We start from the raw sequence: 12334 nt of genomic DNA on the forward strand, positions 1-12334 counted from the left end.
ATCCACTTATAGGAAAGTTGAGTTAATAGTATTGTACCATTACCTGAACAGGTATTCAAACATAACCTTTAGGACAAGATTGATTTTTTGAATGGGTTATACTATGATGGTAAATAAGTAGTACACGAAAGAAGGAGGTTTTTTAATGTTCAAAGAACAAATAAGCAGTTATGCACCAGTGAATGAACAGGAACGTAGCGATAAAAAGCATATCTATCATTATATCGAACAGTTTCCTTTTAATATTCTTCATAGAGAGAACACCCTAGCACACATCACAAGTTCAGGCTTTATCATGAATAAGGATTTAACAAGAATCTTAGTCATCTACCATAAGATTTATCAAGCTTGGGGATGGACCGGCGGTCATGCCGATGGGGATGAGAATTTGTTGAAGATTGCCTTAAAAGAGGCAAAAGAAGAAACTGGGCTAAAAAGCATTAAACCTTTATCGAAGCAGATTATGGCTATGGATATATTACCTGTTTGGGGACACATGAAACAAGGACGCTATGTCAGTGCCCATCTACATTTGAATGCGGCTTATGTCTTGATTGCCGATGAATCGGAACCGCTTCATGCGAATATAGAAGAAACGGATGGTGCTAAGTGGATCGATGTGAGTGATATTGGTCTCCATTCATCCGAACCGGAACTCGTCTATGTCTATGAAAAGTTAATAAAAGCGGCCAGGGCATTTGATCCTAAAAAAGAATATACAACCGGTACTAAAAAAGAAGAAAAAAAAGGCAGTGCATACGATGCAATTAAAAATGCTGCCATTCCAATTGCTATCCATGAGACAAAAAGTGCTTATTACAAAGCAAAGCTGATTAAAGAGATTGTCGTACGAGGTGGTGGGGGCATAAAAGGAACTTCAAGTAGTATCATTCGTCAGATTATGAAACATAAAAAGAAATAGATAGTAATTAATCATACTTTCATCACAGTTCCATCACAATTGGTTTGTATAATACAAACATAAAGTTAATCATACTTTAAACAAATCATAAGGAGATGGAAAAATGAAAAAATCAAGAAAATTAGTCGTATCAATGAGTGCTTTGGTATTAGTAGCAGCAACAAGTATTGGTGTGTATGCAGCAGAAAACATGAGCCCGGCACAAAGCCTATCAGAGTTGACAGGTATGAGTGTAGAAGAACTGTATGAAGCAAAAGGTGATCAAACATTTGGTGTATTAGCACAAGAACTTGAAGTCGAGGATGCATTTAGAACAGACATGGTAGCAAACAAATTGGCTATTATTGAAGAACGTGTCGCTCAAGGAACGATAACAAGAGAAGCTGCAGATGAAATGATTGCGGTAATCCTTGAAAATCAAGAAAACTGCGACGGAACAGGCTTAAATCAAGGTGATCTAAGACTCGGCTTAGGATTTGGACAAGGTAATGGCATGGGTACAGGTGAAAGAGTCGGTGGTGGACATGGATTTGGAAGCCGAAATGGTTCTGGTCTAGGACAAGGACAAGGATTTGGATCACGTAACAATTAATGAAGGATACAATCAATAAATAAGCAAAAAGTTCCCAATATAAATATTGAGGGACTTTTTGTTTTTTGATGATATAATATGAATAAGACATGGTGCATGGAGGTAATCATATGGAACCAATAAAAGTATTGATTGCAGACGATGAAAAAGGTATACGTAATATCATTGTAGAATATTTAAGTCAAGAAGGCATTGAGGTCATAGAAGCCGTTGATGGTGTAGATGCATTGAATCAATTCAAAAAGCATAATATAGATTTAGTAATATTAGATGTGATGATGCCCAAAATAGAAGGTTGGACTGTATGTAAAGAGATTAGAAAAGTCTCAAAGATACCTATCATTATGCTAACAGCTAGAGGTGAGGAATATGATAAATTATTAGGTTTTGAACTTGGTATTGATGATTATGTGGTCAAACCTTTTAGTCCCAAAGAACTAAGAGCCAGAGTCAAAGCCCATTTAGCAAGAAGTCATAGTTTATTAGACACGATACCAAAGAAGAATGAAGTGATTTTTGGTGAGCTTAGAATCGATATGGATGCAAGAAGCGTTTGGCTTGAAGATAGGTATCTGCAGTTAACACCTAAAGAATATGAACTACTCATATTTCTAGCGGAGAACCCCAAAAAGGTATTTAGTAGAGAACAATTATTAACCTCCGTATGGGGATATGATTTTTTTGGCGACGATAGAACGGTAGATACACATATAAAAACATTGCGAGAGCACTTGAAAACCTATAGAAAATGGATTGTAACGGTGTGGCGTATTGGATATAAATTCGATCCGGAGGTTGAACGATGAAAAAAATAGGTATGAAACTTTGGATGGGTATGATGTTGTTGGTGGTCAGTATGCTTATACTCCTATGGCTTTTCCAAGTTGTTTTTCTTGAAAATTTTTATATGACCATGCAGATTAATAAATTGGAAAGCAGAGGTGAAGAAATTGTATTAAATCTGCAGGACCAAGAAGGTAATCTTAATGATATTCAAATTATGAATATGTTAGAGGAGCTTGAAGCCTTTATATACACGTATAATACCAGTTTGCAAATCGTTGATGCTACCGGAGAAACGATTTATCAGATGGACAACAATAACGATCAGCCGTTTACAGGAATGCTAAGGAGACAAAACACACAAATCTTAGATCATACTTTAGAAGGCAATAAAGCCAGAAGTCTTTTCAAACACCCTAGATTTAATACAGACTACCTTATAATGGGTTTACCTATTATGAGCATGGATGGAAATCATGTAGAAGGTGCTCTATTGATTATGACAACGATGGCACCTGTTTCAGATACAGCCGGTATTATCAAACATCAACTTATCTATATTACGGCGATTCTATTCTTGATTGCATTTGGTATAGCCTACATGATCTCCTACCATTTGAGTCAACCAATTAAAAAAATCAATAAAGCAGCCCAAGAAATAGCACAAGGGAAATGGGATATTCAAATGGAAAAAATGGGTGAAGATGAAATAGGTCAGTTGGCTGAAACCATAAAGGATATGGCTGCATCTCTAAAACAAACAGATAAATTGAGAAAGGAACTCATTGGGAATATATCACATGAACTTAGAACACCACTTAGTCTCATTCGCGGCTATGCAGAAACCATTCGAGATATTAGTGGGGAAGAACAAGAAAAAAGAGAAGGACACTTGGAAATAATCATCGATGAATCTGAAAGATTAGGACGCTTAATTGACGATATTCTAAATCTATCACAGTTAGAAGTGGATGGGGTCAAAATGATACCAGAACCTATAGATATGAAAGAACTCTTAGAGAGTATAAAAAATAGGTTTATGGATTTGGCACAAAAAAAAGCCATAAACCTTGAAGTCATGCTAGAAGATGAACTGGTTGGGTTTGGTGATTATAAGCGGATTGAACAGGTTATGATGAACCTTGTGGGCAATGCATTTAATCATACGCCTTCGGATGGTTATGTTTTTATAAAAGCTCAAAAGATAAAGGACTACATAAATATAGAAGTCATCAATGAAGGTGTTAAAATCAGAGATGAAGATATAGAACATATTTGGGAACGCTATTATAAAGTCAATAAAACTGTAGGCGAAAGTTCAATTGGTAGTGGCTTGGGGCTTGCTATTGTAAAAAACATTCTACTTGCACATGAGGTTGATTTTGGCGTAAACAGCCATGATAACGGTACAACTGTTTTTTGGTTCCGATTACCAAGTGGAAATCTTGGCATTAAAAAATGAGGCGAATCAGACCGACAGCTATTACAAGGCAGATAATGGGTATAATAAGAGTTAAGCCGACAGGTATGAGAACGAAAAATAGTAACACACCGACAATGCCCAAAGCAAGTCGAATAATTCCGATACTGACTTTAAATACTAAACTTATAATAAGGCCAAGTATAGCAAAAAATAACAATAATTCTAACATATTCAATCATCCTTTCTTAACAGATGTTTTAAAGTAATTATAGTATAAGATGTTATATTTATCAGGCCCTTAGTATAGGATTAAGATTTAATTAGAAAGTCGAGTTCTCAAACTTTACAAATATAAAAGTGTATGGGATTATTAAAGTAGGTTTTTATAAAGCTTAATAGCTTCTCAGATGAGAGGTATGAAAGGGTGACAGGATGAAAAAAGATTGGAATAACCCGTTAGTAATTAGTATAAATAAAGAAAAAGCAAGGCATGAGGCAGAGAGTCATCGTTCACTTGAGGACTATTTGAATCAAGTTTCAACAAGACAATCATTAAATGGTATTTGGAAATTCTATTTTTGTAAAAATGACTTGGATCGACCCGACGGTTTTTTTGATAAAGATTTGGATACTAAGGATTGGGACCATATTAATGTGCCTTCTGTTTGGGAAACACAAGGGTATGATAAACCATATTATCTGGCTTTTGATTATCCACCGGCAGTCAGTAAAAGAACCAAAGAAATACCTTGGATTGATGAAGAAAAAAATCCGGTAGGTATATATAGAACAGACTTTGTTCTAGAAGAATCGTGGGCTCAAAATGATATTTTTTGCCATTTTGGAGCGGTAAAGTCAGCTTTCTATTTATATATAAATGGTCACCAAGTAGGATATTCACAGGGTTCTATGACACCATCTGAGTTCAATATAACCGGGTTTGTTACGCCAGGGGAAAACCAAATGACCGTTGAGGTATATAAATATAGTGATGGTACCTATTTAGAAGATCAAGACATGTGGTTTATGGCCGGCATCTATAGGAACGTTTATATTTATCAGGAGTCAAGAAGTGGCATCAAGGATTTCTACTTCTACAATACCTTTGATGCAGCGTATGAAAATGCCTTTTTGCATAGTGAAATAACCCTTAAATCCTTTAGTGATGTTCAGAAACTCGAGTTGTATTTAAGTGAACAGGAGGGTGAACTGGGACAGTGTATATTGGAAAAATCCGAGTTAACCATGGTGAATCAAGATGTACTGGAAATCCCGAATCCGAAAAAGTGGAACCATGAAACACCGAATCTTTATTTTTTGACATGTATTATTAAGAATGATGATGGAGAAATTATTGAAATAAAAGGTACGACATATGGGTTTAGAACCGTCGAAATCAAAAATGCTAGGTTTTTGATTAATGGTGTTCCCATCATCTTTAAAGGGGTGAATCGACATGAGTTCAATCCGGACACGGGTTGGTATTTGCCAAGAGCGCTGAGAGAACAAGATATAAAAATTATAAAACAGCACAATATCAACGCAATTCGTACAGCACACTATCCCAATGACCCTCATTTGTATGAACTATGTGACCTTCATGGTCTGTATGTTATCGATGAAGCGGATATTGAAACCCATGGCGTACGCAAAAAAAATATACCGGGTGATAACCCCATGTGGACCCATGCTGTAGTGGATCGTATGAATCGTATGGTCCTTAGAGATCGTAGGCACCCTAGTATTGTGATGTGGTCTCTAGGAAATGAAGCCGGATACGGTGATAATTTCCGAATTATGAAAAAAGAGGCTATGAAATTAGATGAAACAAGACCGTTCCATTATGAAGGCGACTTAGACTTGAAAGTCTCAGATGTTCTTAGTATAATGTATCCTTCTCCGGAGAAAGCAGCTCAGTATGGCAGATTAGAGAATACGAAAATAACCCTCGTCCAGAACTTAATGAACCAACTGACAGCAGATCAAAAAGCTTTTAAGCGTGAACAGTATATGGACAAACCGGTCATGAGTTGTGAATTTGCCCATGCTATGGAAAACAGTTTAGGTAACTTTGCAGAACATATTAAGGTATTTGAAACATACGACAACTGGTGTGGTGGTTTTATATGGGACTTTGTGGATCAATCCATTCGTAAAGGTACCAAAGAAGACAAAGACTACTGGACCTATGGCGGTGATTACAATGAAGAAAAGCACCATGGACACTTTTGTGCCAATGGTATTATTTCAGCAGATCGAACGCTACATCCAGCAATATTAGAAGTGAAAAAAGTCTATCAAGATTTTGAGATTCGCAAAGAAAATCAAGGTTATATCTTGTATAACAAAAGATTTTTTACAGGGCTTGAAGATTATACCTTTGTCTATATTAGAAAAGTGGATGGCTATGTGGTTGAAGAAAAGTCTTTGGAAATACCATGGGTTGGTCCAGGAGCAGCTGAGTTGCTGGTTGTGCCTGAAAACAATTTGAAAAACGATGGTGTCGTTCATGATGTCTTTGTTGCCAGACTTAAAACAGATCATTGGTATGCAAAAGCTGGGTATGAAATGGGTTTTGAGCAGTTTTGTGTTCAGGAAGCAGGAAATAAGATTATGGAAGAAGGCGCTAAGGTCCAAGTTAAAAAGACGGATGAAGGTCTGTCTGTTAAAGGTGGAGATCTCGTGGTTCATTTTATGCGGGAGGATGGACTGATTCATAAAATCCTATTTAAGGACCAAGTCATTTTGGATCATAGATTTCAGTTAAATTTTTGGAGACCGCCGACAGATAATGATATGGGCTTGGCTAATTTTAGACCGGAGCTTACAGGACTCATAAATAGAAGTATCTATAAGAAGTTGACGGACCATCCACCAAAAGCAGTTCGTTTCCTCGTTAATAGAAAAGAGAATAATGTCATTATCACCTCCATGTATGAGGTCCCGGCATTTAAAAAGCTTGAAATCAGATACTATATGAACAGCCTTGGAGATCTTCAGATACGAACCATAGCAGTGCCTAAAAAAGACATGATTAGACTTGGCTTTACAACTGAGTTTGGCAACGCATTCAAACATGTGTCTTGGTTTGGTAGAGGACCGCACGAAACCTATATGGATCGTAAAACCGGTGGCAAATACGGAAGATACCATCAGGATGTTGAAGATATGCCCCATGATTATATGCGACCTCAAGAAAACGGTTTGAGATCGGATATTTATGAAGTTGAACTCATGGCACCCAATAAGTCTATTCGTATTAAGTCGGACCAAAAACCTCTATTTTTTTCCGTCTGGCCATATACGATGAAATCTTTAGAGAAAGCACGCCATAGCTATGAAATGAAGCATGAAGGGATTGTCACACTAAATATAGATGGTTTTCATAGAGGTGTTGGTGGTGATGAACCGGGAATGCTATCCTTACTTGAAACCTATAAATTACCTAAAAATCAACGCTATGACTACCGATTTGTGATGAACTTTTCAAATAACAATGGACAGTAATCACACAATGTGATAATATATATCATATAATAGTCGTTGTTATTTAATGCTCATAAGGGGGCTTGAACTATGAATGAAATCTCAAATATGATTCTTTATCACGCTTATCGGGCAGGGGCTCATGAAGTTATCCGACATAGAAACCAACTCAATAGCATAAATGTTTTTCCGGTAGCTGATGGTGATACGGGATCAAATCTTTCTTCAATGATGCACAGTATTCTAAATGAATCCAAATTGGAAAAGGATATTGGAAATACCATGCGCTCAATAGCTGACGCTGCAATCATAGGAGCGCGAGGTAACTCAGGTATTATATTTGCCCAGTACCTCAGTGGTGTAAGTATTGGTTTGGAAAAAGGTGCAGGTATCATTAGCATTCGTCATTATGTTGAAGCCAATAAGACGGCAGTCGATTATGCCTATGATGCTGTTGAGATGCCTACAGAAGGTACGATGCTAACTTTGATTCGTGTATGGTCAGAAGCCCTTTATCGCTTTATGAAGAAGACCACAGATTTTGGAGAGTTACTGAGCTATGCTTATGGTGACATTGAAGAAGCACTCATTAAGACCCAATATCAATTGGCGAGTCTAAAAAAAGCTGCTGTTGTAGATGCGGGTGCCAAGGGATTTGTCCATTTTATAGATGGCTTTTTACAATTTTTAAAAGGTGATCATGATACACAAATAAAGTATAACTCTAAGGATATCGTGCTTGAACTAGAACCATTGGTAAAAGTTAAGCATCATGAGAATGTTGATTTAACGTATAGGTATTGTACAGAAGCGATGATGACAGACTTAAAGCGGCCACTTAAAGAGATAAAAAATGATCTTCATACTTTTGGCAATTCATTAATAGTAGCTGGCAATGAGCGCAAGATGCGTGTTCATATACACACCAATCAGCCAGCTGATTTTTTTAGAGAACTGAGAAATATAGGACAGATTACCTTTCAAAAAGTAGATGATATGGTTATGCAAAGCAGTTTGGTGAATGAAAGTAAATATAAAGTAGGATTGGTAACGGATTCTATTGCAGATCTTCCACAAACATTTATTGAAAAACATCAGATACAGGTTATTAATTTGAATATCCTCCATAAGGAAGATATATATATTGATCGAATCACTATAGATAATACGACAGCTATTCGATTACTAGAAGAAGGTGAAGAGCGTGCAACCTCTTCACAACCGGATAGACAGACCGTTATTTTTCAGCTTCAAAATCTGCAAGCGTATTATGATGAGATTATTGTGATTACAGTTTCAAAGGCATTAAGTGGTACCTATAATGTTTTTCAAAAAGCGGCCACTGAGTTAGAGAATAATCCATCCAAAATTACAGTTATTGACTCAAAGCAAAATTCAGCTGCCCAAGGACTATTGGTTATGGAATGTGCGAAGCTCATAGAACAGGGCGTGCCTTATAATAAGATTATAGAGACGATGCAGACTTTGGTAGAAAGAAGTAAGATTTTAGTTAGTGTCAAGAATCTTAATGCAATGATTATGTCAGGTAGACTGAGTACAAAAGGTGGAAAAATTGCCAATCTTATTAACCTTAAGCCTATCGTAACATTAGATCCTAAAGGTGAAGGCGGACTTGGAGGATTTGCTTTTAGTCATGAGGCCAGTCTAAAGAAAATCAAGAAAAAATTGATTAAAATCAACGGTACGGTAGGTTTGAAGGCTTATTGTGTCGTCCATGCGAATAACCTAGAAGCTGCTAAAGCATACGCTATAGAGTTAGAACGAGTATTAGAAATGGCGCCGGTTTACCTAGAAGATGTATCCTCAATCATCGCTATAGGTGCAGGTGATGGCGCAATAGCGGTAGGTTATATCACCCATTAGGAGGGGATATTATGTTTATACAAGCTTTAATTATACTTTTTATATATTTTACAGGTCTGTTTCTACTCGGACAGGTTTTATCGGACAACTCCATTGTTGACATTGGATGGGGTGGTGGTTTTGTGATTCTGGCCATTGCCGGCTTGATTCTTGGTAAGCAATTAAGTGCAGTGCATTTACTCACCACGGCTTTTGTTCTTCTGTGGGGTGTGAGGTTGGTAATACACTTGGCTAAACGTAACATCGGCAAACCCGAAGATTATAGATATGTTCAGATGCGTGCTAGATGGGGCAACAAATGGCCTAGGTTAAAAGCTTTTTTGAATGTTTATATGCTCCAGATGGTGGTTATGTATGTGGTAGCACTTCCGATTATTGCGCTTGTAGGTAAATCAGTTGATCTAGGTATTTTTTCTTTAATTGGAAGTATCGTTTTTGTTATTGGTTATCTTTTTGAGGTGATTGGTGATGAACAACTAAGGCGGTTTAAAGCTTTGCCGGAGAATAGAGGTAAGATTATTACGTCAGGTTTATGGCGATATACTAGGCATCCTAATTATTTTGGTGAAGCTATGATTTGGTGGGGTATTTATTTGACTGTATTAGAAGCACCCGGCACAACTTGGACTTTTATTGGTCCGTTGTTGATCACTCTTTTTTTAAGGTATGTATCCGGTGTTCCATTGCTTGAGAAGAAGTATAAGGATCGAGAGGATTTCAAGGCTTATAAGGCGGTGACACCGGTTTTTGTTCCCTGGTTTCCTAAGAAGATGTAGGTTAGGTTAAAAAGAAATATTATATAAAGAGGTCCCATGAAAACCCTTCCACAGTGTATATGATTACGGCCTCCAGTTGGTGCGTCCTGCACCAAAAGTCGGCGGACAGCTCCTGCTGTCTTGCTCCATCATACACACTGATTCCAGGAACTTCCTGGTCGGTTTTGAATAATTGCAGTAGGTCCCATGAAACCCCTTCCACAGTGTGTATGACCTTCGAAATGTTTTATATTATTGCATAGTAGCAAGTGTTCATTTGTCGCATCTCTCTATGAGAAAAGATAGAAAATGAATGCTTGTTTTTTTATCCCCCTTAATCATAATAAGATCAAAATCCCAAAATTAAGTTTCACAGATTGCCTAAATATCTATGCAATAGCTCAACTATATAATTTTGACTATCAAAATTAAGTTTCTCTTATTACATAGAATACATAGATTGCGTTGAAGCATTCGCAACTATATATCCTATGCAATAGTTCAACTAAATAATTTTGACGATCAAATCATAATTGTGCCATATTTGGATTCTATAATGAGGATATAACAATATACATGAAAACGAAGGAGGTAGTACTATGATGTTACTCGTATTTGCACTGATTGGATTTGGTATTTATTATATGGTAAAAGAACAAAAGGTTACTGGGTTTAGAAGCGATGCTAAGACAGGTCCGGAAGAAACCTTGAAGCAAAGATACGCAACTGGCGAAATAGATGAAGAGACTTTCACGAGAATGATGAAGACCATTAAAGGTTAAGGAGGAATAAGCGATGATGATGTTTCAAAGAGGTTTTCAAGGCGGTTATAGAGGTGGTGCGTGTTGGTCAGGTGGTTACTTAGGTTACGGCTGGCATATGCTGATTATGGCGGTTGTCTTATTGACAATCATTTTTACAGTTATTTATTTGGTTAATAAATCAACCCATAGACATGACAACAAAGATGTTCTGGATATTTTGAAAATGAAATATGTTCAAGGTGACCTGACTGAAGAAGAATATACTAAGAAAAAAGATCTGCTGTTAAAAAAATAGGAAGAAAGATTTAGGAAGATGGACAATTCAGTCATGCTCCTGTAGAATCAAAATGAGGTGATTGGATGAAATATCAGATTATGATGGTTGAAGATCAAAAAGAGATTCGAGATATTGTTATAAAATATCTCGAGAAAGAAGATTACGAAGTTCTCGTAGCAGAAGATGGTTTATAATGTACACATAGTGTTGGACACAGATCCTAGAAAATAAGTTATAATGAAGACTATGAGTAGACAAAGAAGAACTTGGACACCCCAGGAAAAAGCAAATATAGTATTGGAGATTTTGCGTGAGGAATCACCTCTTGCCGAAATCTCAAAAAAGTATGATATAGCTCAGCCAGTTCTGAGCCGATGGAAAACGGAATTCATAAGCAACATGCCTGCTGTCTTTGATAAGAAAGGCGAAGACGTTCAGAAAGTCAAAGAAGAATACGAGGAGGAAAAGGAGATCCTCATCAAAAAGATTGGTGAACTTTCTATGGATGTCGATTATCTTAAAAAAAAACAAGAACAGGTTTTACAACTTCGGAAAAAAAGGCATTAGTTGAATTCAGTGGTTCAAAGCTGACTATTATGCGTCAATGCCAGTTACTCGGATTGCCCAGATCAACCGCTTATCATATACCGGTTCCAGTCGCACCCTCGAAACAGGAGATTGATATTAAAAATGCCATCGATCGTATTCACTTTAAGGAACCCTCTTTTGGTGTGCGCAGAATCCGTAATGAGCTCCACAAACTTGGCTACGAAATCGGAAGGCGTTTGGTAAAGCGATATATGCAGGAAATGGATATTGTTGCCTTCTATCCAGGACCAAACCTAAGTAAACGTGCAAAGCAAGCAAAAACGTATCCGTATCTATTAAGAAACTTAGCGATTAGAAAGCCGAATCAAGTCTGGTCGATTGACATTTCATACATAGGAACCCCAACGGGTTTTGTATATATAACAGCCATTATAGACTGGTATTCCAGGTTTATAGTCGGTTATTCTATCAGCAATACATTACAGGCTGAATCAGTCACTAGAGTTGTTAAAGAAGCAATCAGGAATCATGGCAAGCCTGAAATTATAAACAGTGATCAAGGTGTACAATTCACCTCAAGGGAGTACATCGAGCTTATTAAAAGCTACGAATCCATTAAAATCAGCATGGATGGTAAAGGCCGTGCAACGGACAATATAGCCATTGAACGTTTCTTTAGATCATACAAATGGGAACGACTATACTTAATGTATCCAGAGACGGTCTCAGAAGTAAAACTATAACAAGGGAATACATTCAGCATTACAATTATGATCGAGGGCATCAGAGTTACAAGTATAAAACACCGGCAGAAATCTATTACGCTACTGCTGAAAAAGCTGCATAATCAAGAAAGGAGTTCATAACTAAGATTTCTTGATTTTGTGTCTTGACAAGCG

Annotated in this window: 11 protein-coding genes and 1 pseudogene; 11 read left to right on the forward strand and 1 reads right to left on the reverse strand. The window is 37.1% G+C overall.

Annotated elements, in window-relative coordinates; all coding sequences use genetic code 11:
- Positions 1-145: 145 nt before the first annotated feature.
- The 4 genes from PATL70BA_RS12910 (at position 146) to PATL70BA_RS12925 (ending at position 3759) form a co-directional block, all read left to right on the forward strand.
- Positions 146-922, forward strand: coding sequence for an NUDIX hydrolase (locus tag PATL70BA_RS12910; protein ID WP_125137754.1), 777 nt, complete (start codon positions 146-148; stop codon positions 920-922).
- 103 nt (positions 923-1025) lie between these two features.
- Positions 1026-1514 (forward strand): hypothetical protein, encoded by a 489-nt coding sequence (locus tag PATL70BA_RS12915; RefSeq protein WP_125137755.1) that lies wholly within the window; start codon positions 1026-1028, stop codon positions 1512-1514.
- A gap of 110 nt (positions 1515-1624) precedes the next feature.
- A complete protein-coding gene (locus PATL70BA_RS12920; RefSeq protein WP_125137756.1) occupies positions 1625-2320 on the forward strand; it encodes a response regulator transcription factor in 696 nt (231 codons plus the stop codon).
- A complete protein-coding gene (locus PATL70BA_RS12925; RefSeq protein WP_125137757.1) occupies positions 2317-3759 on the forward strand; it encodes a sensor histidine kinase in 1443 nt (480 codons plus the stop codon). Before PATL70BA_RS12920 ends, PATL70BA_RS12925 begins: the two co-directional genes overlap by 4 nt.
- Here PATL70BA_RS12925 and PATL70BA_RS12930 read toward each other — a convergent pair.
- Positions 3749-3949 carry a hypothetical protein gene (locus PATL70BA_RS12930; RefSeq protein WP_125137758.1) on the reverse strand — a complete coding sequence of 67 codons (201 nt, stop codon included), beginning with the start codon at positions 3947-3949 and terminating at the stop codon, positions 3749-3751. The two genes, PATL70BA_RS12925 and PATL70BA_RS12930, sit on opposite strands and share 11 nt — an antisense overlap.
- A gap of 203 nt (positions 3950-4152) precedes the next feature.
- Here PATL70BA_RS12930 and PATL70BA_RS12935 point away from each other — a divergent pair, with 203 nt between their 5' ends.
- The 7 genes and pseudogenes from PATL70BA_RS12935 to PATL70BA_RS12965 all read left to right on the forward strand — a co-directional run bounded on the left by PATL70BA_RS12935 (position 4153) and on the right by PATL70BA_RS12965 (position 12282).
- Positions 4153-7227 (forward strand): glycoside hydrolase family 2 TIM barrel-domain containing protein, encoded by a 3075-nt coding sequence (locus tag PATL70BA_RS12935; protein ID WP_125137759.1) that lies wholly within the window; start codon positions 4153-4155, stop codon positions 7225-7227.
- Between the two features lie 69 nt (positions 7228-7296).
- Positions 7297-9090, forward strand: a complete 1794-nt coding sequence (locus PATL70BA_RS12940) for a DegV family protein (RefSeq protein ID WP_125137760.1) — start codon at positions 7297-7299, stop codon at positions 9088-9090.
- Between the two features lie 11 nt (positions 9091-9101).
- Positions 9102-9866 carry a DUF1295 domain-containing protein gene (locus PATL70BA_RS12945; RefSeq protein ID WP_125137761.1) on the forward strand — a complete coding sequence of 255 codons (765 nt, stop codon included), beginning with the start codon at positions 9102-9104 and terminating at the stop codon, positions 9864-9866.
- A gap of 578 nt (positions 9867-10444) precedes the next feature.
- Positions 10445-10627 (forward strand): SHOCT domain-containing protein, encoded by a 183-nt coding sequence (locus PATL70BA_RS12950; protein ID WP_125137762.1) that lies wholly within the window; start codon positions 10445-10447, stop codon positions 10625-10627.
- Positions 10628-10640: 13 nt separating this feature from the next.
- Entirely contained in the window at positions 10641-10904 is a 264-nt protein-coding gene (locus PATL70BA_RS12955) for an SHOCT domain-containing protein (protein WP_125137763.1), read from the forward strand.
- A gap of 65 nt (positions 10905-10969) precedes the next feature.
- A complete protein-coding gene (locus PATL70BA_RS16400) occupies positions 10970-11080 on the forward strand; it encodes a response regulator transcription factor (RefSeq protein ID WP_125137764.1) in 111 nt (36 codons plus the stop codon).
- A 52-nt stretch (positions 11081-11132) separates the two neighbouring features.
- Positions 11133-12282, forward strand: a pseudogene (locus PATL70BA_RS12965) (IS3 family transposase).
- Positions 12283-12334: the final 52 nt, after the last annotated feature.

This window comes from Petrocella atlantisensis (assembly GCF_900538275.1).
Lineage (GTDB): Bacteria > Bacillota > Clostridia > Lachnospirales > Vallitaleaceae > Petrocella > Petrocella atlantisensis.